The sequence below is a fragment of the Paenochrobactrum sp. BZR 201-1 genome, from assembly GCF_044987585.2.
Taxonomy (GTDB): Bacteria; Pseudomonadota; Alphaproteobacteria; order Rhizobiales; family Rhizobiaceae; genus Paenochrobactrum; species Paenochrobactrum pullorum.
Map to the genome: position 1 here is coordinate 88295 of NZ_JBJDRZ020000010.1, position 24548 is coordinate 112842.

Here is a 24548-nt window from a genome sequence, read left to right on the forward strand (position 1 = left end):
TAGCGGGATTTTTTTATCAAAATAATCGGAATCATCACAGCTCCTGCCTCACTCAATTCCTACATAAATTCATATGATAACTCATCAGATGTGAAAAAAATGCGACACAATCGGCTTGCCAGCACATAAACGGTATGGACGGTTGCACCCTGACTTTTATGGATGGTCGCCGCATAGCCATAATCTGTTGACGGCGCTGCACCTCAATATCGGCATTACCCTTGATACGATCCGATTGCTCTCCCTTTCGATCGATACCATCAGCAGCCGGGCCGCGGTGCATCGCGGGTTTGATAGATATGCCACGTTCCGAATAGAAACGATGATCAACGCGGAAATCAAAACCATGCTGCGCAAGGTGTTGATTTTGTGTTTCCGCCCAAGACTTCCGAAGAGCTGGAATAAGCTCTTTGTCAACGCCCGAATTGCCGATAGAGCACATGCCCGTTCTTGGAGAATTTCGGATTGCCTTCAGCATCCAGCGAATGGATATTTTTAGTCCCATTGCTATGTTCGGCAAGAGGGCGCAATATCGACATTATGTGAACGTGCGGATTGCTTCGGAGGTGAGGTTCACAATTTTTTGCCACAGTTTGCCAGCACAACTGGCTCCATCATGGCAATTTCCAGAATTTCGCTGGAGGGGTGTTCATATCTAAGATATGAAAATTGTTTCGTGTTTCCATTCTTATTTTTAATTGAGTTTCACTAAGTTTTTTTGTTTATATTTGCCATCACCATTGCCTGAATGGATAACTCCCCTGCCCGCGCTTTTGATGTGAGTGTACGCAGATATCCGCCGGCTGATTGGATATGGTTGCAGCGTTGTAAAATGCACGCAATTGCAATTGCTGTGTCTTCATGCCCCATTTGATCCAGAGCATCCTGATAGGCTGATGTGGAAATATTCAAATAATTTCGTACTTGTGCGGTGGTTTTGATAAAATCACGCCAATTTTTAATGCCATCTACGGCATAATCTGCAATTTCAGGGCAAGCTTTTAAAACAAGATTGAGTGTTAAAAACGGATGTCTTGTTTGAGATTGAGGATTTGATCCAACTTCTGTTTCAATCTTTTCTAAAGTTGATTCAGATTCAATATAGTAATCAGTATTGGATTCATTATGCTGCCGCTCAATATCGCAGTCATTGGCGCTCATATTTTTGGAATTTTCATTTAATTTCAGTGTTTTATCAACATCCGTCCGTAATGCGCTCAATTCTGTCAGAATGATTTCAAGTTGATTGAGTGTGGCGCGGCGTGGCAGAGCGTCTACAATTGCTCGAAACTTGTTGAAAAGCCCCTCCCAATTACCCGACATAGCTTCAGTCAATGCTACATCAATGAGCTTTCCGATGTCACGACGCTGAAGGGTAATGCGCTCTCTGGTGCGTTTGAGCTTGAGATTGCTTTCAGCAACACTTTCGGCTGCTTGCATGATTTCATCATAGCGTACCAGCAAAGGAGCCAGCGAAAAGCCGAAAGCTTCCTGCACAGCACCTTGTTTATCTTTATGGGCATAGCGTTTGCCGTTCGGGCTGTCACGTCGAATGATAAGGCCTGCATTGACCAATGCTGCCAAATGACGACGCAAAGTCGGGTCAGGCATGCCATGCGCGCGCAGTGACAATTGCTTGTTGGAAGGAAAGACGACGAGACCGCTTTCTTCATTCAAACTTGTTTCGGGATAAAAAGACAATAGCGCGCTGAGCACCGCTAAAGAACGATCGCTTATATTGAAATGGGAACGACCTTCACAAAGCGCTTTATAAAGCTGCCACTTATCGGCTTTTTTCTCTTTCAGATTGGTTTTTCTGGCAAAATGTTGCACTGACAAAAGGTCAAACGACATTGTTCGCCCCCCGAAAGGGGTCGTTGCAAACTGCACATCCATGGTTCTTTACCCTTTAAATTCAGGCAAAAGAAGTTTGTTCGCCAAAATGACGTTCCAACACTTGACAGGGATTCATGGAAATGCGATTCTAAACGTGCTTAAGGTTTGAGAAGGGCTTCCATGACGGAAACGTTTTGGTGGCCTTTTTCTTTTGCGGTTGCGCTCCTGGTTACATCTTAATCTTTAAACGATTCTCACCGTTCTATTGCCGTTTGAAGGCTTCGTATAAATCATCCAGCTGATTGGTTATAAAATCAGCGAATTTTGTACTGTCAGCGGCTTCAATCGATAATGTCGTTTTCTTCAGGCTCCTCTTCACCGACACATTCACGGCCCTATCTATAGCATTCCACCGGGTGCTGTTGGATAAGTTTTTTGGTTTTTGTGTGGGCTGTGCCTGTGCTTTCTGGCGAGCAATGAGTTTGCTCCAAAGTTTCAGGAAGCGCTCATCAGAGCCAAGCGCTTTAAAATCACTGTGCGAAAGCAGAGTTTCGATTGTTTGATCGGGCGTGACTTGCTGCCATAATTTGGCAAATTCTTCCCAGCGGCCGCGGCCAATGCCCGGTGCTTTGCCAATCGCATATAAAACCGGTTTTGGCAGCGTCTGACCAATGCGGATCATCTCGGAAATATGTGATTTGCCGGTGGAAAGGGAAGCGCAAATGGTTTCACGCTTAAAGCCTGCTTCTTCCTGCGCCACCGCAAACAAACATTTTTCGATGAAAGAGAGATCTTCACGGGCGGTGTTTTCCTCACCCTGAAAGATCACCGCTTCTTCATCGCTTAAACTGCGAATGGCAGTTTTAAACTTGATGCCCAGTTGTTTAGCGGCGGCAAGACGCCTGCGACCATAAACAATCTGAAATTTACCTGGTTGATCATCAAGCGGGCGCACGAGTCCTGGAACAATCTGGCCGCGCTCTTCAATGGATGCCACAATTTCTGCAATGGCGGCATCATCATAGGCGCTGTCAAAGCGGTCATCAATGGTGGACGGCAGAATGCGTTCTGGCTCCATCTCGACGATCTGATCGGCGTTTTTCAGCAAACGTTCAGCCAGTTCACTGCGTTCTTGCATATGGCGTACACCGGCAGCCACTTTCATCAGATGTGGCGAAGCCGAACGCGCGGTAGCTTGTTCGGTTGTTGCTTCTTCATCCAATTTGCCAAGTACGGCGGCAAACATGCCTTTTGAATCTTTTCGGCTCATAATTCACGTCCCCATGCAGTTACAATGAGGTTTTCAATTTCTGCATTGGCAGCATTGATCGATTCAATTGCGCGGTCATAGGTTTTAGGTGCAGAGAAACGCGACCGCTGCACTTCATAAAGACTTTGCTTCCAAGTCAGAGCATCTGAAACGGCTGTGGATTTGGCGACAGCATTGAGCAGCAAATCCTCACCAAAGACCTGCCGCATCAAAGCCTGCATATTCGCTTGCGGATGATCATTGGCTTCAAATTTGGTGATCAGGAATTTAGCAAAATCCCATTGCGCCCCTGCCCCAGCTTCATCAAGAATTTGCATGTATGATGCAGCCAGCTCCAAAAACTTGGCGGTGGAATCGACATCCAGCATTTGCGCCGGCACTGGAATGAGAACACCGGTTGCGGCTGTCAGTGATGACAGAGTGAGGAAGTTGAGCGAAGGCGCACAGTCCAGCAGGATAACATCATAATCATGCGCCACTTGTTCCAGCGCTTGCGAAACGCGCAGCAAGAAACCGGTGCCGCCGCTTTTGCGCATTTCCAACGCCACTGATGTTTCAAACTCGGTGAGTTCCAGACCGGCACAGATGACATCAAAACCGGCAATATGGGTTTTGCGCACGATCTGTTGTGTCGGTATCGGCTCATCAAAGCGGATGGATGAATAAAGCGTATCGCCATCGCGATAATCAAAATTGGGCAAAGCACCATGCAGACTGGTCAGAGACGCCTGCGGATCCATATCAACGGCTAAGACACGATAGCCGCGCAAAGCCAGCCAATGGCCTAAATGAATGGTGGTTGATGTTTTGGAAGATCCGCCCTTAAAATTGGTGACCGCAATGATCTGACATTCCTCGCCTTCAACGCGGCGCGGATTGATCCATTTTTTGCGACCGTTCTCGGCCAGATACATCCGCAGCTCCAACACTTGTTCCAGTGTATAAAGACGGCGGCCATTGGCGAGTGTTTCAGGTTCCGGCCCCTGCCCCTTTAAGGAGACCTGACGAATATAGGCTTCGGTGACACCCAAGAGCCCCGCCACTTCGGTGGAGGTGAATTTGCGCATAGTGCGGAAAGCATTTGGCGGGTATTGTGCAAGGGATAAATTATTCAGCGCCTTGTCGAGCTTGCTCGAAAAGGTGTTCATAAAATGCAAACTGCTTAAATGACGAGACAACCGATTTTCTCCTTAAACCGTATATTGCTCTAGACCAGATATGGTTAACAAGCAGTTAACGACCCTCAAAATACGCAAACTTTCCGAAATACGACAATTTAGCGTAGCTTCAATATGGCCGATTCTGATCATAAGTGCAAATGCCCATTTTCAGATCAGTTCCCAGCTGGGAACTTTTCAAATTCACCCTTCAATTTGCGCTTCGTCAATTGATAGTTCCCAGCTGGGAATGGTTTGAAAGACACTTCATTCTTGCTTGACTTATAACTGTCTCTCTATAGTTTCACACCGTCATGGTTTTCCGGTTGACGCCGGAAGCTTAAGAGGGAATCCGGTGCGAGACCGGAGCTGACCCGCAACTGTGAACGGCGAGCATAGAGCCAATATGTCACTGACAGGAAACTGTCGGGAAGGCGGCTTGAAAGCATTGACCCGTGAGCCAGGAGACCTGCCCTGACGCGATGAATTCTGTGGTCGGGGTGTGCCGCAAGAATGCGCCAATGGGTACAAGCAAACCATATGCGCATTTTCTGTCCGCCTCATTTGCATTCGGGGTGGAGATTAAATGGATCAGTGCAGTGTTAAAGACAATCAATCCCCTGCAGCGCCTGTCGCGCAAGAGGCGGTGATTTTGCTGGCTAAATCCGCCTTTGCCGCCGCCCCGCATCAGGACATGCAAAGATTGGCTGAACTTGCAGCCGTGCAATATCCGCAGGCTCACATTATCTATGCCTTTAGCGAGCAAGGCCGCCCTTCATTCAAACAAGCTTTGTTGGAACTTAGTCGCCAAAATTTCAAACAGATTTTAGTGCTGCCGCTTGTCTTGCCGATGGAGCCTAGCTTTCAGCTTTGGATCACCAAGATGCTGCGCCGTTGGCAGCAGGAAAGTGACCTGCCGTGGCCGGAAATCAAGTTGGGAGCAACGCTGGATAAAAGCCCGTATTGGGCAGCACTTTTGAAAGGCCTGTTGCATGAGACGGCGCAATCCGTTCCCCTCCCCCCAATGGAAAAACCATTTAATGAAGGTTCGCTGATACCGGCGCAAAAATATCGTATGCTGGTTTGCGAAGGACGCGCTTGTCAGGCGGCCGGTGCTGACGCGATATGGTGCCATTTGCGCAATGAGCAAGAGCGGCAAAAATTGCGCATTGTCGGCGAGGGCATGATGAGCGCGCAGACCAGTTGTCTGGGGCCGTGCAATTTGGCACCGGTGGTGCAGGTTTTTCCTGATGGTACTTGGTATGGCGGCGTCACTGAACAGGCGATTGACCGCATCATATCCGAGCATTTGCTGCAAGGTTTGCCGGTTAATGATTTTGCCTATAGCGCTACGGGTAAAAAACAACGCTTGCGCGGATGATGACAAGCACTTTGATTTTTCTTAACAACTTGATCCTGCAATCGCATTCTCAATGGAGATCTATATGCGTCTGACTTTAAAAAAATGGCTGTCTTCGCTATTGGTGGTGTCGGCACTTACGGCGGTCAGCACTGTTGCTTACGCGGCCGAAACTTTGCGCATTGGTCAAAGCTTTATGACCAATGGTCTTGATCCGGCGAAAGGCTCCAACGGCTGGGCGCTGGCAAGTCATGGTGTGGGTGAAAATTTGTACACCGTCAATCAGGCTGGTGAATTGGTGCCGGAATTGGCAGATAAAGCCGAGCGCATCGATGATCTGAACTGGAAAATCACGCTTAAAAAAGACCGGTTATTTTCTGATGGCACGCCGGTGACATCGAAAGCGATTGCGTCCGGTTTCGACAATACTTTTAAACTCAATAAAGCGGCACATGCCACCGGTGGTCTGATTGCTTTTGAAGCACCGGATGATTTGACCCTGATGGTTAAAACCGAAAAGCCGGTGGCGCTCATTCAGGCATTATTTGCCGAATGGCCGCTGATTGTTTATAAGCTCAACGATAAAGGCGAGGTGATTTATACCGGCCCTTATGCGATTAGTGATTTTAAGGCCGACACATCGCTTGATCTGATTGCCAATCCGCATTTTGAAGGCGCTGAAAAACGTTCACCTGTTCACTTGCAGAAATTCGGCGACAGTCAAAGCTTGGCGCTGGCATTTGAATCCGGCGAGCTGGATTTGGCCTTTGGTTTGCCGTCTGAAATAGTGCCGCGTTTGAAAAACAATACGGATTTGACCCTTAAACCTTTTGATGTCGGCTATCAGTATTTTGCTTTCCTCAATACAGGTCGCCCTGCTCTGCAAGATGTGCAGGTGCGTCGCGCCATTGATCTGGCGCTTGACCGCACACAGCTTATTCAATCGATCAATGCCGGCAATATCGCCACTGGAGCTTATGCGGCTTATTTCCCGTTTGCGATGAAAGAGCCGCGCCTTACTGATTTGGCTGAGGCCGAGAAAATTCTTGATAGCGCTAGCTGGGTTAAAACCGCGTCCGGTGTGCGTGAAAAAGACGGCAAGCCTTTGTTGTTGCTGGTTGCCACCTACTCGCAGCGTGCCGATTTTGTCACCATGTTACCGGTGATGAAATCAGCGCTGATGGCAATGGGTGCGCAGGTGGAAACAAAAATCGTTGAAAATGGCAATGAATATGGCGCTGAAGGCGATTTTGATGTCTTCTTATGGGCACAACATACCGCGCCAACCGGTGATCCGGCCTTTTTCCTTAATTCCATGTTGCGTTCTGGTGCATCGCTTAATTTCAGCCGCTACGCAAGTGCCGAATTCGATAGCATCATTGATGGTTTTGCCAACGAGACCGATATGGCAAAGCGTGTAGACATAGCACGTTTGGCGCAGGAGAAACTCTTTGAAGATGTTCCGGCCTCTTTCCTCGTTTCGCCGGTTTGGACGGTTGGCCTTTCCAAGCGGTTGGAAAACTACCAGCCATGGGGCTCGGATTATCATGTTTTGCGCGCGGATATGGGCGAGTAAAACAGGATCATGATAAAGGCAATCATCCACCGCGTGACGCGTAGCAGTTTGAGCCTGCTCGTTATTTCACTGTTGGCATTTTACATCATTGCATCTATGCCCGCCGATCCGGTGATGATTGCCATTCGCGCTTGGAACTTGACGGCGACTGATGAAACAGTCGCCGCATTGCGCTCCCAATGGGGGCTGGATCTGCCACTGTTTGAGCGTTATCTGATTTGGCTGAAAGGTTTTGTCAGTGGTGATTGGGGCCGCTCTTTCCGTACCGGTGAGCTGGTTCTGGATGAGTTTATGCGCCGCCTGCCCGTGTCATTGGCACTGGGGCTAAGCGGTCTGACACTAGCCATTTTATTGGCCATTCCTTTCGGTTTTTTTGCTGCTCTTAAACCAAAAGGCGCGGTTGATCGCGTCAGCCGTTTTTTATCCATCTTCGTGCAGACAATGCCGGGCTTCTGGATTGCGCTTATTTTATTATGGTTTTTCGGGGTTTATTTTAAAATCCTGCGTCCATTTTCTGGTAACAATAGTGCCTATATTTTGCCAATTATCATTATCAGCCTGCACTCGCTTGGTGTGCTGACGCGTGTTTACCGGCGTGATTTGATTCATACCCGTGAACAGGCTTATTTCACCACTGCGCTTGCCAAGGGGCTATCGATGCGCCAAGCCTGTTGGCATCACGGCCATCGCTCAGCCCTTTATGCGATGCTCAGCGCTGTTCGTTCAGAAGCGGGCTGGGTGATCGGCAGCACAGCGACAATGGAAATTTTGTTCAACCTGCCGGGCATTAGCCAGTTTTTGGTGCAGAGTATTTCGGCGCGCGATCATATGGTGCTAGTTGCCTATGTGATGGTGGTGGCACTTTGGATGATGGTGCTCAACGCGGTTATTCTCACTCTATTGAACCGCTTGGATCCGCGTGCCGCATGAGAGTGTCGCGTCTTATCCCTTACTGCCTGCTTGGTGCTTTAAGCCTGTTTTTTGTGCTTGGCTTTTGCTGGCAGCCTTATGATCCGGATATGGTGGATTTGGGCAATCGTTATGCTTCATCGTCATGGACACATTGGCTTGGTACTGATCATCTGGGGCGAGATTTGTTTTCGCGCATTATGGTGGGTGGCTGGCGCACCGGCAGTGTGATTGTCTGCGTCATGCTGGTGGGTTTTACGGGTGGTGCGTTGCTTGGCACCACCGCTGCGGTTTTGGGTGATTGGCGCGGCAATGCGCTTTTGCGGCTATGCGAAATGTCGATTGTTATCCCGACACTCATTATTGCGCTGACAGCGGCGGCGATCTTTGGCCTAACCCCATTAAGTGCGAGCTTGGCCTTGGGGTTTGCTGGTGTCGGCCCGCATGCTTTATTGGCGCACACACTTACACGGCGTATTTTGGGGCGGCCCTTTGTGCAGGCAGCACATGCCTTGGGAGTAGGGCGGATAAGGCTGATATTCCGGCATATTTTGCCCAATAGTCTGCCGGTGATGCTTACTTATGTTGGCAGTCAGGCAGGTATGGCGGTGGTGGCTTATGCCTCGCTTGCTTTTATCGGTCTTGGCGCTGATCCGTCAAAGCCGGATTGGGGTTCGATGTTGTTTGAATACCGGATGTTTATCTTTGATTATCCGACGCTGATGATCTGGCCGGGTGTGGCGATTGCGGTGACAACTGGTTTGCTCAATTGGATTTTTGATCCGGAAACGGATACAGAAAATAGCCTGAAGCCAGAGCATTCTATACGATAGATTGTATAAAACGACATTATACGGCAATTGGTATATTTTGAAATTATACGCTTAAACGTATATTGCTTGAATATCGCATTTAGCGTATAAATAACCGATGAAACAATTAGCCCGCAGTCCGGAACAGATAGGTAACCTTATTCGCCGCGCCCGCAAAAAGCAGGGGCTCAGTCAGGCAGAGCTTGGCGAGCGCACAGGTTTGCGTCAGGCGAGTATTTCGCTGCTTGAAAGCGGAAATCCCGCCATTCGGCTGGATAATTTGCTAAGCGTTTTGGCGGTACTTGATCTCGATATGAGCATCGGCATCCGCAGCCAAACAAGCCTTAGCGATCTGGAAGACTGGCTCGTTTAATGGCACGGCGCGCGCAATATCGCCCGCTTCGGGTGCTTTTGAACAATCGTCTGGTTGGTTTTTTACGCAAATTTCCAAGCAATGCCATTGAGTTTCAATATGATGTTTCATGGCTTGATCGCCCAAATAGTTTCCCGATATCGCTTTCGCTGCCTTTGCGCGAGGATGCTTATCGCGGCGAGGCGGTGAGTGCGGTTTTTGACAATCTTTTGCCGGATTCACCGCATTTGCGCCGTTTGGTAGCTGAAAAAACCGGCGCGCGCAGTGCTGATGCTTATGGGCTTTTACAAGCAATCGGCCGCGATTGTGTCGGAGCCTTGCAGTTTCTGGATGATGATGCTGATCACAGCCTTGAGCACAATATTGAAGGCGAAGTGGTGGATGACAGCCAAATCGAAGCGATTTTAAAAAATCTGGCTTTGGCACCTTTGGGGTTGGGGCGCGACAGTGATTTTCGCATTTCGGTGGCAGGTGCGCAGGAAAAAACCGCACTTTTGCGCTATCAGGATCAATGGCTTAAACCCTTTGGCACCACGCCAACGACGCATATTTTCAAAACGCAGATCGGCACTTTGCCCAATGGCATCAATCTCAACAACAGTGTCGAGAATGAGTTTTATTGCATGAGCTTGTTTAAAGCTTTCGGCTTGCCGGTTGCCAATGTGGAAATGCAGCACTTTGGTAGCACAAAAGCTTTGGTGATTGAGCGTTTTGATCGCGCTTGGCGGGAAAATGCCTCAAGCAAGAGGGCGGGGGAGGTGAGAAGAGGGGAGCGCTTGTTGCGTTTGCCGCAAGAAGATATGTGTCAGGCTTTATCTTGCCCGCCGAGCCTTAAATATCAGGCCGATGGCGGGCCTGGCATTGTGCAGGTGCTCAATTTGTTAAAAGCAAGTGATAATCCGCAACGCGATCAAACGCGTTTTATGATTGCGCAAATCCTGTTCTGGATGATTGGCGCAACCGACGGGCATGCGAAAAATTTCAGCATTTTCATGCTGCCGGGCGGCGGTTTTAAAATGACGCCGTTTTACGATATTTTGACAGTCTTGCCCAATCTGGCGCAGAGGCAAATTGAACGGCGACAGATGAAACTTGCAATGTCGGTGGGGCAAAATAAGCATTATCTCTGCCATGAAATCCAGCCGCGCCATTTTATGCAAAGTATTGCTAAAGCAGGGCTTGCAAAAATCATTGTGCGCGATGCGTTTGACTATATCATGGCCCATTTTGATCAGGCATTTGAAAATGTAGTGCTGGTTTTTCCGGATGATTTTCCGTTTAGCTTGCATGAATTGGTCAAAGCTTCAGCCATTGAGAAGCGAAAGCTGATTGAGCAATATTGCCAAGAACTTTGATCTAAAAACGGGCAATCGTGAAAGCGACAAATCTTTCACGATTGCAAAAGTTTATTCAGCCGCTTCTGCACAAAGTGCTGCATTGGCGGGTGCAAAACGCATGCCTAAACGGTCAATCATGGATTGATCCTGCCATGCTGCGGGATTGCCGGTTGTAAGCAAAACATCACCCACAAAGATGGAATTGGCCCCAGCTAAAAAGCATAAAACCTGCAATTCTTCGCTCATGCCGGTGCGACCGGCCGATAGGCGCACCACGCTTTGCGGCATTAAAATCCGCGCCAAGGCAATGGTTCTGACCAGAGAGAATGGCTCCACCGGTTGCGCGCGTTTTTGCACCGGTGTTTTGTCGATCTCGTTCCAGAGATTGATCGGCACACTATCGGGATGGGCGGGCAGTGTGGCGAGTGTCACAAGCATGGAGATGCGGTCATCCAGCTTTTCACCCATGCCCAGAATACCGCCACAACAGACTTTGATGCCGCCTTTGCGCACCTGTTCCACGGTCTGCAAGCGATCTTCCATGGTTCGGGTGGTTGCAATTTCGCGGTAATAGTCGGGCGAGGTATCAATATTATGGTTATAGAAATCAAGCCCTGCGCTTTTAAGCTGTGCAACCTGCTCCGGCGATAACATGCCAAGCGTCATGCAGGTTTCCAAGCCCAACTCGCGCACACCTTTGACCATGGCGCAAAGCTTGTCCATGTCTCGGTTTTTGGGGCTTCGCCATGCAGCTCCCATGCAAAAACGCTGCGCGCCGGATGTTTTGGCGCGTCTTGCCGCCTTTAAAACATCATCGACATCCATCAGCTTGGTGGCTTTGACACCGGTATCGTGATGCACACTTTGCGAGCAATAACCGCAATCTTCCGGACAGCCACCAGTTTTGATCGAGAGCAGACTTGCTGTTTCAATGGTGATAGGGTCAAAATATTGACGGTGGGTTACTTGCGCGCGGTGCATCAGATCGGGGAAGGGCAGTGCATGAATGGCACGCGCTTCTTCCATTGTCCAATTGGTGCGGATCATGGGTTTGTCACCTTGGCGAGGTTTTTAAAGCCATAAAGAAGCGCGACACCTAATGCCACTTTAAGCAGATCACCTAACAAAAATGGTGTGAGGCCGATGGAAAGGAGATTGGTGGCTGGTACAAATGCTGTCAACCAGAGTAGGCCGCAGATATAGGTCACAGCCAGACCGCTCAACATGGCAGCGCTTGTGCGTAGGAGATTACCTTTGGCGGCAAGTGTTGGCGTGAGCCAGCTAGCCAATAAATAGCCAATCAGATAGCCGCCGGTTGGCCCCATTGCATAGGCAAAGCCGATGCCCCTCTCCGGCGATCCGGAAAAAACAGGCAGCCCGGCAAGGCCGGCTGCAAGATATGTGGCCATTGCCGCCAGCCCCAAACGCGGCCCAACAGCAACTGCCAACGTTAAAACCGCCAAAGTGTGCAAAGTCATAGGCACCGGCCAAAACGGGATCTGAATTTTTGCCCCGATTGTAATAATCGTCGCTCCACAGATGACGAGGGCCGTTTTTTTGACCATATTTGATGGCCGAAGCCGTGAATTTGCTGTTGCCTGCATTATTAAAAATCTCCAAGTAATTCGATTTATCTATAATAATGGAGTGAAATTTAAAATTGCAATAGAAATATAGATTATTTTTATAGATTTTATTATATTATAGATAATTTATTTAAGTATCTGTAATCGTTTGATTAATGCTGATGCCATTTTAAATGAAAAATGAAATTTCAGCACCAATTCATATGGTTTTAATTTCAAAGAAACACAGCACTTAGGATGCAAGGCCAAAACAATGAGCGACTCAAATATTATTATCTATAATTATTAGTTCTTGATAAGTGGGATTTATCATAAAGGAAAAGAGAAATTGTAATGCTCATTGCTGGACATCTAGATGGTTGAAAACCGTGTTTGAAATGTGCGGCGTTTTTCTATATAGGCATATAAAGGCTTGAGCCTTGCTCGGTTTATTGAACATTATCTCTGGTAGATAATGGATCACTGCTTTTTATGAAGCCGCATTCGGGACGACCCGAAACGTGTAATTCAGGCGGGGACGACCCCAAAAGTGGTTGTATAAAATGTCCCGGCTAACACATTCTCCTCAACTTGTTACTGCTTTCAAACTCATCGCAATTTGGTGTATTGTAGCCGTGTTTTTAGCGTTTGGCACTGATTGGCTGAGCGCACAAATGCCCCTTGGAACGGCGCTGATCGGTTTTGTAATTCTGTTCGCCACCATTTTGGCCGCATCTTTTGGTGTGGTGCATGAAGCGGATGAATTGGCGCAACGATTGGGTGAGCCTTACGGCACGCTGATTTTGACGCTTTCGATTGTTTTTATCGAGGTGATTTTGATTGTCTCGGTGCTTTTAGGGCCGGGTGAGGCGCCTACCATCGGGCGTGACTCGATTTTTGCGGTGATGATGATCATCATGAATTTGGTCACCGGCCTTTGTTTGCTTGCAGGCGCATTGCGCAATGGCGAGCAGGAATATAATGCCCAAGGCTCGCTGTCTTATCTTTCGATGATTATTGTGCTGGCTGGCATTGCGTTTTTGCTGCCCAATACATTGGCGCAAAATTCAGGCAGTTTTTCTGCCATACAGGCCGTTGTCATCGCGAGCTTGACGATATTGCTTTATGCGAGCTTTTTATATTTTCAAATGGGGCAATATAAAACGCATTTTCAACAGCCGCCAAAAGGGGCGATGTCGATAGCCCGCGTTGAAAGCACTCAAGTAGAACAGGCTGAAAAAGCGCCGCTTGATATGCGCAAAAACATCGGCCACGCTATCAAGCTAGTGGCTTTCATGGTGCCGATTGTATTGCTGTCCAAATATCTGGCAATCATCATTGATTATGGCGTGGCAACCAGTGGGGCGCCGATTGCGCTTGGCGGTTTGTTGATTGCGATTATTGTTTTCACGCCGGAGTCGATCACCGCGATTAAAGCTGCGCTCAACAATGAAACGCAGCGCGCGGTTAATCTCTGTTTGGGGGCTTTTGTTTCGACAGTCGGTCTGACAGTTCCGGCAGTTTTGGCAATTGGTCTTCTGACCGGAAAAACCGTCACCTTCGGCATTTCAGTCACTGAAACTGTGCTTTTTGCTATGACCCTAGTTTTAAGCACTTTCACCTATCTGGGCCAGAAAACCACTGCCATTCAGGGGCTTTTGCATCTGGTGTTGTTTGCGGTTTTCACGCTGACATTGCTGAGCGCATAAAACAACAAAGGCAGCATTTGATGCTGCCTTTTATTATTATTCTTTTAAACGATCGCTGTCTTTGCAGAGGAAACAAAGCTCCTCATGAGGATCGGCGGAAAGTGACGCGAAAATAATTGCGCCGTCATACGGCATGATAATATCGCGCCCATCGGCGCGCTTGCCGATAATCTCGCCAGCTTTCACCGCTTCGCCGGCGGTAAAATGTTTCACCAAACGGTCATCAGGATGCTGGCTTAAAATCGGATCACAAATTTCCAAGGTGCGCGGAGCGGGAACTTTGGGTTGCGTGTCTTCTATCATGCCAAGGGTCATCATACCATTAACGACACAATCATAACCGACCTGCGGCCCTTGCGGATCAAGATGCTGGCCGCATTCAACTGTAATGGCATAGCCACCGGAAAAACGCATATATTCTGTAGTGCCAACACCATGCAAAGAGGCCAAGCCTTCGGATACACCTGCTTGGCGTTTCATTTCCAAGGCCTTTTCATGGGCGGGAAGCCAGCCATAGGCCACCATTGGCAGGCCGAAGGATTTGACCAGCTTTTCTTCAGCCTTTGCATGTTTGAAAGGCTCAAGTTCACCATCATTGTCATGCGGGCCGATCAGTGCAAAAGCATGGCCTTGTGAATTGAATGAATGAAGATCAATCAGCACATCTGCGCCACGGAAAAGCGGGCACAAGACATTGGCGACACGGTCTTCATTATCTTGCGGGATGGCGCTTTCGGCCAAGTTGCGGTTGAGATTACGGTCGCCGATGCGGGTATTATTATGACGCGCCAACGCATTGACGACAGGCACGAAAGTCACCTGACCATGCAACAATTGCCGTTTGCCGGAGCGAAATTCTTCTATCAGACGTGCAATCGCCAAAGGCCCTGCGGGTTCATTGCCATGCACGGAACCGGTGACAATCAGGCGCGGACCTTTATGCAATCCGTAAAAACTGACCGTTTCAATAGATGTGAGATTGCTTTGCATTTAGTTGCCTGCCTCATTATTTGCTGAATTGGCTGGCTGAATATCGATCATCATGCCTGGTTTTAAACGGCGGGCGAGTTCTTCCAGATGTTCATGTGCCACAACCACACAACCGGCAGTACCGCTATAATCAGGGCGTGCGGCATGGATAAAAATCGCAGAGCCTGCACCTTTAACCGGCACGGCATCATTCCAGCCCACTGGAATGAACATATCAAACAGCCTTTCGCCACGGCGTGAAGGCTGGCTTTCATCCGTTTCAAATACCAGCTGATTGTAAAATTCGCTCGAAGGATCTTCGCTCCAGCGATAATTTTCAGGCTTAGGCAAAAAAGGGAAATCAAAGCTGCGAAAAGCACCACTGAAAACTGTCGGGTCATAAAAACCATAACGCAGCGGATAGCGGCCAATTGGCGTTTTGGCGTCGCCCTCGCGTTTATCAGCAGGCTGAGCCAAGCCATTGCGACCGGTGGCACATTGCACGCTCCAATCACCAATGGACAATGTGCCGATATGCGGGTTTTGCGGATCTTGTCCGGTGCGTACAACAATAACCGGCTGTGAAAGCGTGGAGCTATTTTCTGAAACTGATGACATGGGTGCAAATCTTACAGGTTTAAGGCTGATATAAATTGACCTGACAATTACATGCTTTGGTTAAAAAACCAATCTATAAGAGAGAGTGAAATGAAACTGGCTTTTAAATGGCAAAAGCCCGCTGGATCGTAAAATTTCAATGCAGCAGGCTATCGTCTAAACTTTGGATATGAGCGGCTTATTTACCCTGTTTTGCCAGTTCCAAAAATTCGGTGATGGAGCCGTATTTCTTCGGGCTTTGCAAAACCTGAGTGGCAAATTGCAGGATTTTCTTCTCGATGCCTGCACGCTTTTCATCATCTTCAATCATATCAACATCAATGACATGGGCGCGGCCAATAGTGCGGCGGATCATTTCGGTTGCGGCATAGCCGACGCTATCCTGCAAGAGATTGTCGAGATAATCATGCAGCACCGAATTGAGCGCGGCAGTGGCTGCACCATTTGGTTGGGCAAAACCGACATCTTGATAAGCGCCACCTGTGCGGCCTTCATGCCAAAGGGCTGTAAATTTTTGGCTAAATCCTGTCCAGATATCTTCAATCATTTTTAGCACTGCAAGACGATAGGCGGCGCGGTCATTTTCCGTTGATTGATACGCTTCCTGCGCATAATAATTGATCAGTAAATTGCCGATCAGAATGCCGATATCAAAACCCATTGGCCCGAAAACGGCAAATTCCGGATCAATCACTTTGGTTTCATCAGCCGTCAGCATGATGGAGCCGGAATGGAGATCGGCATGGAGCAAAGCTTCTGATCGAGTGAGGAACTTATATTTGAGATCCGCAACACGCAGTTTCAGCGCCAGATTATTCTGGATAGCGTGAACGGTTTCGTCCAAAGCCGGGCTTGTCCAGCGATTGTTTTCGGATGCCGTGAACGGCTCGTTGAAGATCAAGCGCTCTGTGATTTCGCACAGTTCAACATTACGCGCGAAATAGGCCACCATTTCGCGCTTTTTTGACGGATCAAGTGCAAAATCCGATGTGCCATAGAGGCATTTGGCCAGATAGGTGGAAATATGATCGGCAAATTTTGGATATTCAACACCATCAATCATGCCTTTGCGCATGATGATGTGGGGCGATAAAAATTCCATTACCATCAAAGATTGTTCGGTATCAAAATGATGGATATGCGGAATATAATCCGGCGCAAGGCGGGCAAATTCGCGTAAAGCCGCAGTTTCAAAAGCCAGCCGCTCGCAGGTTAATGCGCGCGCGCCGCCTGACATACGCGAATAAGGCAGCGCTTGTTTGAAGGCAAGAGCGGCCATTTTATTGGTGACAAAGAAAACGAAATTCAAATTGCCGTCGCCGATTTCATCAACGCGCACATCGCTTAAATCATTGCCAAATATTTGATGAAGATGCGGCTGCGATGCGATGTAACTTTTAAGCGTCTCTTCATTAAAAGCTTTCGCCAATAGCTGATTGGCTGCGTTCGTCATAATGCCTCAGTTTCCGGAAGAGGTTCTGTCAGATATTTTGCTTATGTGTTTGAGTTTCCTCCAAATGGTTTTCTCAAACAGCAGCAAAATGTGTTTGATCTGACTAGTCTCCCATTCGTCAGATCAAATTAATATACGCATTCGTCTAATTATCATATCACAATTTAGAAATTCGCTGTCAATATCTATTGTTATATCAAATATATTACGGCATGCTGCACCGGTGGGAACGAAGAAGGTAGCTATGAGTGATTTAAAAAACGACCTGACGGTTGAAAATTCTGCGGATACGACAACACCGCGCAATATCACGCGCCAGATCGCTGATGACATCCGCGATAGTATCTTGAACGGTGATCTCAAAATCGGTGAACGCTTGCTGACGGAAGAGGAACTGGCGGAACATTATGGTGTTTCGGGGCCAACCATCCGTGAAGTGTTGAAACGTTTGGCTGCCCAGCATTTGGTACGCTCCAAGCGGGGGCCGGGGGGCGGCACTTTTGTCAATCGTCCAAGCTTTGAGCAGGCACGCGAAAACATGGTCGGTATCATGATGCTGCTTAGCAGTCTTGGCTCGTTTTCCTTGGTCGATATTGCCGAATTTCGCCACGATACAGGGCTTATCTGCTTATCTTATGCGGTGCAAAGGCGCACCGATGAAGACCTGATCAATATGGAAAAACTGTTGCTTCAGCAAGAAGATGCCTCGATCAGCGATGTGGATTTTTGCGCCGCCGATGTTGGTTTTCATCAGGCAATTGCGGCCGCCACGGGCAATGGTGTCTATAGTTTTTTCCTGCAAGGTTTGCTGGAAGTGCTGATTCCGCCTGCCAATATGGTGATGTTTAAATTCCGCGACCGTATGATTATTTGCGGGCTTCATCGGCGTATTTTGATGGCAATTTACAGTCGCAATATTCGCGCTGCGGAAGAAGCGTTTATTGAATTAATGGATTATTTGCGCGTCAAATATGCAGAAGCGCAGGACTGGCGTTCCAGTCACGAGGCTGCCAAATAGCAATGAGCGACTTAAAAAAATTTAGATATTGCAATTATTAAATTTTGATATGATAATATCTTTCAAGCAGGCAAATAACATATCGGGAAAGATATGAGCCTGCTTGGAGGAAATTATGCAAACGATCACCATGCCTACCATTATGCGCGAAAGCGTTTTGCTTGAGCCGGATTGCGTCCGTATACTTGACCGGCGCGTTTTTCCTTTTGAGACAACATTCGTCACCTGCAAGACGGTTGAAGATGTTGCCGTTGCCATTGAGGAAATGGTGACGCAGAGCGGCGGCCCTTTTTATGCAGCAAGTGCTGGTATGGTATTGGCAGCGCGTGAAGCTGCAAAATTGAAGTCAGCTGACGAGCGTCTGGCCGCCATGCAAAAAGACGGGGCGCGCTTGGTTGCGACCCGCGCCACCAACAATCACATTGCCCATGTCATTGCGCAGCTTTTGAAAGATGCAAAAGCATTGGTGCTGGATGGCGACCGGTTCGTAAGCGCTTTTGAAGCGCGGGTGCAGGAAATTTGGGCGGCCAAACGTCAGACTGCGCGCAATTTGGGCGAATATGGTGGCCGAGTGATTGAAGATGGTGATGCAGTTTTGACCCATTGCTGGGCAGAATCCACCATTGTTGAAACCGCTGCGGCAGCGCTGCGGATGGGTAAGAAATTTCAGTTCTATTGCTCGGAAACGCGGCCCTATTTGCAAGGCGCTCGTTTGACCGCGCATAGTCTGGCCGAAATGGGCATCGAGGTGACTGTCATCACCGATAATATGGGGGCTCATGCGATGAGCCTTGGCAAAATCAGCCGTTTGATGACAGCTGCCGACCGTGTTTCGATGTCCGGCCATGTCATCAACAAGGTTGGTACTTTGCAACATGCGCTTTCGGCCAATCATTTTGGTCTGCCCTATTTTGCGATGGTGCAGACACCGGATAAATCCGCCAAAACGGCTGCCGATGTGCCGATGGAAGATCGCGACCCGCAGGAAAGCTTGCATTGCCTAGGTCAGCGCACCGCTTCACCATTGGCCAAAGGCTGGTATCCGGCTTTTGACGTGACGCCGCCGCATTTAGTGTCGGGTGTTGTTACCAGTCGCGGTATTTTTTCAGCTTTTGATCTCGCCGATTTTTACAGCGCGGATGAGGGATAAAACTATGACAGAGCGTCTCGAACTGTCAGAACTGATTGCGCGTATCCCGTCAGGCACGAAGCTGGCGGTGCCAGTGGATTATGCCGGTGTTTCGATGGCGGGAACTGCCGAGATCATCCGCCAAAAGATCGGTGGTTTGCATCTTATCTGTGTGCCGACCGGCGGCATGCAGGTGGATATGCTGGTAGGTGCAGGTTTGGTTGCTTGTGTGGAAACCAGTGCGGTCAGCCTTGGTGAAGCAGGCGGTGCGCCCTGTTTCAACCGCGCGGTCAAGCAGGGCTCGATCAGGCTGGTGGATGCCACATGTCCGGCCATTCATGCCGGATTGATCGCCGCGCAAAAAGGCGTGCCGTTTTTGCCGATCCGTGGCCTTATCGGTTCTGATGTGTTCAATAATCGCGCTGATTGGAAGTTAATCGACAATCCTTTCGGCGAAGATGATCCGATTGTGCTGATCCCTGCCATTCAGCCGGAATATGCGCTGTTTCATGCGCCATTGGCTGACAAATTCGGCAATGTCTGGATTGGGCGGCGGCGTGAATTGGCGACGATGGCTTATGCAGCCAAACACACGCTGATTACGGTTGAAAAAATCACAGACGATAATCTGCTCGATGATGAAGTAATGGCAGCAGGCGTTTTGCCGTCGCTCTATGTGGATGCTATTGCTCATGTGGCCGGTGGCGCCACACCTTATGGTGTCTGGGGTGAATATCCTGCCGACAGTGAGGAAATCGCAAAATATGCCAAGGCTGCGCAAACGCAAGAAGGTTTTGCTGAATATCTAGCAAGTGCGGCTTGGATGCAGGAGGCATGTTCATGAAACCTGTAACTGAACGTGAGCGTCTGATTGTTACCATTGCCGGATTGCTGCAAGGCGTGCGCCATGTGGCGGTGGGGGCTTCATCGCCAATTCCGGCGGCAGCATCAATGCTGTTGCGTGCGCGTGAAAAGGCAGCTGGCAATGCGCCGGTTCGTATTTCCATCCTTGGTTCTGTCAAACATAATTTCTTCACCAATGGTAGTGTGGAACTGTTTGATTGTGCAGCACAAGGGCGCATTGATGCGTTTTTCTTAGGCGGTGGACAGATCGACGGCCAAGGCAATATTAATCTGGTGGGTGTGGGCGATTATCCGCAGAGCAAAGTGCGCTGGCCAGGTTCCTTCGGCTCCAGCTTTCTTTATTTTCAGGTGCCGCGCGTTATTTTGTTTCGGGAGGAACATAGTCCGCGCGTGCTGGTAGAGAAAGTGGATTTCATCAGTGCGCCCGGAACATCCGAACCGAATGTCGAGCGTCATGGCGGGCCGTATGCGCTGTTGACCAGCCGTGCCTTGTTTCATTTTGACAAAGATAAAGCGCGCTTTGTGCTGAAAAGCATTCATCCGGGGCAGACACTGGATGATATCCGTGACGCGACCGGTTTTACCTTTGATATCGCCGATGATTTGGGCGCAACGCCTGATCCGGATGCTGAGACTTTGAAATTGTTACGCGGGGAGGTGCTGGAGGAGCTGGCAGAAACCTATCCGCAATTTGCAGAACTGATGGCGGCTGATCTTCAGTAGCAGTTTCAGTTCGGCGATTTTTTAAAGAAGTGTGAGGGGGCATAATGACCAATTCGGAGAATCAAAGCCAAGGCCAAAGCCAACATGAAAATCCGGTGCAGGGTGCGTTGGCAGGTTTGCGTGTGATTGATGTCAGCCGTGTTTTGGGTGCGCCTTACTGCACACAAATTTTGGCCGATCATGGCGCGGAAGTGATTAAAATCGAGCCACCGCAGGGGGATGAAACCCGTGGTTGGGGGCCTCCGTTTTTGGGCGATGCAGCCAGTTATTTTTTGGGGCTGAACCGCAACAAAAAAGGCATGTCGGTTGATTTTTCGCAAGAAGCGGGACGCGAACTGCTTCTGCACATGCTTGAAACCGCCGATGTGTTCGTTGAAAATTTCAAAACCGGCACATTGGAAAAATGGGGCATCGGGCAGGAGATGTTGACTCAACGCTTCCCGCGTTTGGTGCATTGCCGTGTTTCCGGCTTTGGAGCGGATGGCCCTTATGGCGGACGTCCGGGCTATGATGCGGCCATTCAGGCGCTCAGCGGTATTATGAGTGTGAATGGCGAGCGTGGCGGCGAACCTTTGCGTGTTGGTCTGCCGGTGGTGGATATGGTGACGGGCTTGAATGCTGCAATCGGCGTTTTGCTGGCACTGCAAGAGCGTAACACAAGCGGCAAAGGGCAGTTTGTTGAAGCCGCTCTTTATGATTGCGGCGTTTCATTGCTGCATCCGCATCTGCCGAATTTTTATCTCAATGGTAAAGTGGCAAAGCCTTCTGGCAATGCGCATCCCAATATTTCGCCTTACGACACTTATGCCACCAAAACCGGCGCTTTGTTTTTGGCTGTCGGCAATAATCGCCAATTCGTGAACTTATGCAAAATTTTAAATATTGCGCATGTGGCGGATGACCCACGTTTTGCAAACAATGCCGAGCGTAATAAAAATCGTGATGCGCTGAAAGTGGAACTGGAAGCAGCACTTGGCTCCCACGAATGCGCGGTGATTGCCGAAACTTTGGTGACATCAGGCGTGCCATGCGGAGCGGTGCGCAGCATTGATGAAGTGGTCAATGATCCGCACACGCATGCACGCGGTATGATCGTTGATATTGAGGATTATCGCGGCACGGGCAGTCCGGTGAAACTGTCACGCACACCGGCAAGCTACCGGATGAAACCACCATCATTTGCCGAACATACGGATGAATTGCTGGCGCAAGCAGGGCTGGATATTGAGGACTATGCAGCTGTTTTGCCACGCGAAATCATCAGCTGAGGCGTGCCACGGGAGTTTAAGCGCGTTTCAAACACAGACACAAAAGGGGGTGCGAAAATGTCATTTTCGCCGGAGGAGAAAGCACTCAGACAAGAACTGATTGATGCTTGTTGCAATATGAACAAGCTCGGCATCAATCGGGGAACGTCAGGCAATATCAGTGTGCGCAATGGCAATGGTTTGCTGATTTCGCCCACCGGTATTCCTTATGATCAGCTAAAACCTGAACATATTGTGCAGCTGGACTGGGAGGGGAATTTTGAAGGAGACATTCTGCCAAGCAGCGAATGGCGTTTTCATCGTGACGTTTTACAAGCGCGCGCCGATCTCAATGCTCTGGTTCACACCCATTCCACCCATGCCTCCGCTTTGTCGGTGATGGGAAAATCTATTCCTGCCATTCATTATATGATTGCAGCAGCTGGCGGCAAAGATATCCGCTGCTCCGGCTATGCCACTTTTGGTACGCAAGACTTGGCAGATGAACTTCTTATCGCGATGGAAGACCGCCGTGCCTGCTTGATGGCACATCATGGTGTGCTGGCGGGGCATGTTTCGATTGCCCGTGCTTTGGCATTGGCAGTGACAGTAGAAGAACTGGCAACGCAATATCTGCTTTGCCTGCCGTTTGGTGAACCGCCGGTTTTAAGCGACGAAGAGATCACTACTGTTTTGCAAAAATTCCGTAACTACGGACAACAACCACGCAAAATGTGAGCCGCGATCAATATACGTCAATATATTTTTCCGCAAAAATTTGAGATTGAGCGATGGAAAAAACAGAAAATCTATCATCAATGAGCGAGGCGGGCAGGCCAGTTTCTCCTGCATTGCGTTGCTTGTATAATCTGATTGTCAAAATCGAGACGATTGTTTGTTACGTCTTTTTTATCCTTGGCACTGTGGCGCTAGTGGTTGATATTTTCGGCCGCGAAGTGCTGGGGCAAGGGGTTTTTGGTGCGCAGCGCGTGGCCGTTTACTGCATGGCAGTTGCCGGTATCATGGGCTTTTCCTATGTGGTTTCGCATGGCGGCCATTTGCGCCCGACAGTGCTGGATAAATTGGTGCCGGAAAAATTCGATGCTTTTACTGCCCGTTTGGCCGATTTTCTGTCCTGTCTTTTGTGCTTCGGCCTTGCTTATGCAAGTTATCTCTTCATCTACAGTACCTATTCCATTGGCGAACGCGACATGACGCTACCCGTCAATATCTGGACTATCCAGAGCGTGCTGATTTTTGCCTTTGGTTTTGCAGCGATCAAATTCCTGATGTTTGTTGTGTCTCCGGCTCTGCGTCCACGAGATGGTGGGGGTGATATATGACCGGATTTTTGATTACAGCGGGCAGTCTCGCACTTGTAGTGTTGCGTCAGCCGATGGTGCTGGTGCTGGCCTTTGCGGTGATGTGTGTTCACCAGTTTGTGGCGCGCAATTCCTCTGTTGAATTCTTCATTCAGGATTTGTGGTTCACCGTCGACCGTGACGTGTTGTTGCCAATTCCGATGTTTATTTTGGCCGGTAATATTATGAGCCGCGGTGTGATTGCACAGCGCCTCATCGATATTATGATTGAACTGACCGCCAATATTCGTGGTGGTCTGGCGGTTGCAACCATTCTGGCTTGTGCGGTTTTTGCAGCGATTTCCGGTTCGTCCATCGTGACGCTCGCAGCTATCGGCTCGATCATGTATCCGGCATTGCTGCGTGAAGGCTATTCCAAATATCTGGCCTTGGGGCTTTTGTGTTCGGGCGGCACATTGGGCATTCTCATTCCGCCATCCATTCCGATGATGCTTTATGGCATTATCACCGATACTTCGATTGTAAAATTGTTCATGGGCGGCATCGGACCGGGTCTGTTGATGACAATTTTCTTCGTGGTTTATTGTGTGATTGTGGCGCCGATCAAAGCACGCGGAAAGTTCTCGTTCGGACGTTTGCTGACGGCCTTGCGTCGTGGCGGTCCTGCAATTTTCCTGCCAATTTTGTTGCTCGGCGGTATTTATACCGGTTATTTCACCGCAACAGAAGCTGCTGTTGTTTCGCTCGTATACGCATTGGCGGTTGAAGGTCTGGTCTATCGTGATCTGACTATGAAAGACTTTTCCGCTATGTTGGGCGAGTCTGTGCGCTTGTTTGGAACCTTGCTCCCGCTGTTGGCGATTGCCGGTAGTTTCAACACCATTCTCGACTATGAAGGCATTCCGAAAATGCTGGTCGAGTGGCTTAGCCAGTGGATTACCAATCCGGTTTCCGCCGGTATCACCATGAACATCATTTTGCTCATTGCAGGTTGTTTCATGGATGTGGGTTCGGCTATCCTGATCTTGTCGCCATTGTTGCTGCCATTGATGGAAGCACAAGGTTTTGATCCTGTGCATGTGGGTGTGATCACCACCGTCAACCTTGAAATCGGCTATATCACCCCGCCGGTTGGTATGAACCTTTTCGTGGCGATGAGTGTCTTTAAAGAAAGCTTTGCGACCATTGTGCGCGGGGTTTGGCCATTCGTGCTCTTGATGCTGATCCCGCTATTGATCACCACTTTCGTGCCGCAAATCGTGTTCATGTTTATCCCTTAATTGGTACGGATTTTAACAATC

General features: G+C 49.1%; 24 protein-coding genes and 1 riboswitch. Of the genes, 15 read left to right on the top strand and 9 right to left on the bottom strand.

From position 1 onward, the window contains the following. Positions 1 to 52: 52 nt before the first annotated feature. From ACI0FR_RS08180 to repA, 4 genes are all read right to left on the bottom strand, one after another. Positions 53 to 505: a MobA/MobL family protein gene (locus ACI0FR_RS08180; RefSeq protein WP_404908671.1), complete on the bottom strand. Its 453-nt coding sequence runs from the start codon at positions 503 to 505 to the stop codon at positions 53 to 55. A gap of 203 nt (positions 506 to 708) precedes the next feature. Continuing rightward, positions 709 to 1896, bottom strand: coding sequence for a plasmid replication protein RepC (repC, locus tag ACI0FR_RS08185; RefSeq protein ID WP_461667932.1), 1188 nt, complete (start codon positions 1894 to 1896; stop codon positions 709 to 711). A gap of 202 nt (positions 1897 to 2098) precedes the next feature. After that, a complete protein-coding gene (gene repB, locus ACI0FR_RS08190; protein WP_404908659.1) occupies positions 2099 to 3106 on the bottom strand; it encodes a plasmid partitioning protein RepB in 1008 nt (335 codons plus the stop codon). Further along, the gene (repA, locus tag ACI0FR_RS08195; RefSeq protein WP_374831365.1) at positions 3103 to 4284 is read right to left on the bottom strand and encodes a plasmid partitioning protein RepA; all 1182 of its coding nucleotides are present in this window, start codon (positions 4282 to 4284) and stop codon (positions 3103 to 3105) included. Before repA ends, repB begins: the two co-directional genes overlap by 4 nt. 277 nt (positions 4285 to 4561) lie before the next feature. Further along, positions 4562 to 4754, top strand: a riboswitch (cobalamin riboswitch). 95 nt (positions 4755 to 4849) lie between these two features. On the opposite strand from repA, the gene ACI0FR_RS08200 reads away from it, so the two are divergent. From ACI0FR_RS08200 to ACI0FR_RS08225, 6 genes are all read left to right on the top strand, one after another. Next, positions 4850 to 5644, top strand: coding sequence for a (2Fe-2S) ferredoxin domain-containing protein (locus ACI0FR_RS08200; protein WP_374831367.1), 795 nt, complete (start codon positions 4850 to 4852; stop codon positions 5642 to 5644). Between the two features lie 64 nt (positions 5645 to 5708). Next, positions 5709 to 7199, top strand: a complete 1491-nt coding sequence (locus tag ACI0FR_RS08205) for an ABC transporter substrate-binding protein (RefSeq protein ID WP_404908654.1) — start codon at positions 5709 to 5711, stop codon at positions 7197 to 7199. Between the two features lie 9 nt (positions 7200 to 7208). Next, positions 7209 to 8129 (top strand): ABC transporter permease, encoded by a 921-nt coding sequence (locus ACI0FR_RS08210; RefSeq protein ID WP_374831371.1) that lies wholly within the window; start codon positions 7209 to 7211, stop codon positions 8127 to 8129. A gap of 2 nt (positions 8130 to 8131) precedes the next feature. Then, the gene (locus tag ACI0FR_RS08215) at positions 8132 to 8941 is read left to right on the top strand and encodes an ABC transporter permease (protein ID WP_404908651.1); all 810 of its coding nucleotides are present in this window, start codon (positions 8132 to 8134) and stop codon (positions 8939 to 8941) included. Between the two features lie 97 nt (positions 8942 to 9038). After that, entirely contained in the window at positions 9039 to 9293 is a 255-nt protein-coding gene (locus ACI0FR_RS08220; RefSeq protein WP_374831375.1) for a helix-turn-helix domain-containing protein, read from the top strand. Next, positions 9293 to 10648 carry a type II toxin-antitoxin system HipA family toxin gene (locus ACI0FR_RS08225; protein WP_404908647.1) on the top strand — a complete coding sequence of 452 codons (1356 nt, stop codon included), beginning with the start codon at positions 9293 to 9295 and terminating at the stop codon, positions 10646 to 10648. Before ACI0FR_RS08220 ends, ACI0FR_RS08225 begins: the two co-directional genes overlap by 1 nt. A 51-nt stretch (positions 10649 to 10699) precedes the next feature. On the opposite strand, the gene bioB is transcribed toward ACI0FR_RS08225, so the two are convergent. Continuing rightward, positions 10700 to 11677, bottom strand: coding sequence for a biotin synthase BioB (bioB, locus tag ACI0FR_RS08230; protein WP_374831379.1), 978 nt, complete (start codon positions 11675 to 11677; stop codon positions 10700 to 10702). Continuing rightward, positions 11674 to 12195 carry a biotin transporter BioY gene (locus ACI0FR_RS08235; protein ID WP_374831381.1) on the bottom strand — a complete coding sequence of 174 codons (522 nt, stop codon included), beginning with the start codon at positions 12193 to 12195 and terminating at the stop codon, positions 11674 to 11676. Before ACI0FR_RS08235 ends, bioB begins: the two co-directional genes overlap by 4 nt. A 563-nt stretch (positions 12196 to 12758) precedes the next feature. On the opposite strand from ACI0FR_RS08235, the gene ACI0FR_RS08240 reads away from it, so the two are divergent. Next, positions 12759 to 13904: a calcium:cation antiporter gene (locus ACI0FR_RS08240; protein ID WP_404908643.1), complete on the top strand. Its 1146-nt coding sequence runs from the start codon at positions 12759 to 12761 to the stop codon at positions 13902 to 13904. 36 nt (positions 13905 to 13940) lie between these two features. Here the strand turns inward: ACI0FR_RS08240 and ACI0FR_RS08245 are convergent, their stop codons facing one another. From ACI0FR_RS08245 to mtnK, 3 genes are all read right to left on the bottom strand, one after another. Then, positions 13941 to 14894 carry a succinylglutamate desuccinylase/aspartoacylase family protein gene (locus tag ACI0FR_RS08245; protein WP_374831385.1) on the bottom strand — a complete coding sequence of 318 codons (954 nt, stop codon included), beginning with the start codon at positions 14892 to 14894 and terminating at the stop codon, positions 13941 to 13943. After that, positions 14895 to 15491 carry a L,D-transpeptidase family protein gene (locus tag ACI0FR_RS08250; RefSeq protein ID WP_374831387.1) on the bottom strand — a complete coding sequence of 199 codons (597 nt, stop codon included), beginning with the start codon at positions 15489 to 15491 and terminating at the stop codon, positions 14895 to 14897. It lies immediately after the preceding gene. Positions 15492 to 15669: 178 nt separating this feature from the next. Next, complete coding sequence (gene mtnK / locus ACI0FR_RS08255) at positions 15670 to 16944, bottom strand: S-methyl-5-thioribose kinase (protein ID WP_404908639.1); 1275 nt, start codon at positions 16942 to 16944, stop codon at positions 15670 to 15672. 244 nt (positions 16945 to 17188) lie between these two features. Here mtnK and ACI0FR_RS08260 point away from each other — a divergent pair, with 244 nt between their 5' ends. The 8 genes from ACI0FR_RS08260 to ACI0FR_RS08295 all read left to right on the top strand — a co-directional run bounded on the left by ACI0FR_RS08260 (position 17189) and on the right by ACI0FR_RS08295 (position 24527). Beyond that, positions 17189 to 17962 (top strand): FadR/GntR family transcriptional regulator, encoded by a 774-nt coding sequence (locus ACI0FR_RS08260; RefSeq protein WP_374831391.1) that lies wholly within the window; start codon positions 17189 to 17191, stop codon positions 17960 to 17962. Between the two features lie 115 nt (positions 17963 to 18077). After that, on the top strand, positions 18078 to 19112 hold the full coding sequence (locus ACI0FR_RS08265; RefSeq protein WP_374831393.1) for a s-methyl-5-thioribose-1-phosphate isomerase: 1035 nt from the start codon (positions 18078 to 18080) through the stop codon (positions 19110 to 19112). Positions 19113 to 19116: 4 nt separating this feature from the next. Next, positions 19117 to 19935 carry a CoA transferase subunit A gene (locus tag ACI0FR_RS08270; protein ID WP_404908634.1) on the top strand — a complete coding sequence of 273 codons (819 nt, stop codon included), beginning with the start codon at positions 19117 to 19119 and terminating at the stop codon, positions 19933 to 19935. Next, on the top strand, positions 19932 to 20678 hold the full coding sequence (locus ACI0FR_RS08275) for a CoA-transferase (RefSeq protein WP_404908632.1): 747 nt from the start codon (positions 19932 to 19934) through the stop codon (positions 20676 to 20678). Before ACI0FR_RS08270 ends, ACI0FR_RS08275 begins: the two co-directional genes overlap by 4 nt. A 44-nt stretch (positions 20679 to 20722) precedes the next feature. After that, a complete protein-coding gene (locus ACI0FR_RS08280) occupies positions 20723 to 21946 on the top strand; it encodes a CaiB/BaiF CoA transferase family protein (protein WP_404908629.1) in 1224 nt (407 codons plus the stop codon). 57 nt (positions 21947 to 22003) lie between these two features. Further along, a complete protein-coding gene (locus ACI0FR_RS08285) occupies positions 22004 to 22663 on the top strand; it encodes a class II aldolase/adducin family protein (protein ID WP_404908627.1) in 660 nt (219 codons plus the stop codon). Positions 22664 to 22716: 53 nt separating this feature from the next. Next, positions 22717 to 23268, top strand: coding sequence for a TRAP transporter small permease (locus tag ACI0FR_RS08290; protein WP_374831403.1), 552 nt, complete (start codon positions 22717 to 22719; stop codon positions 23266 to 23268). Continuing rightward, the gene (locus ACI0FR_RS08295) at positions 23265 to 24527 is read left to right on the top strand and encodes a TRAP transporter large permease (protein ID WP_404908624.1); all 1263 of its coding nucleotides are present in this window, start codon (positions 23265 to 23267) and stop codon (positions 24525 to 24527) included. The genes ACI0FR_RS08290 and ACI0FR_RS08295 overlap by 4 nt, the downstream gene beginning before the upstream one ends. Positions 24528 to 24548 lie beyond the last annotated feature (21 nt).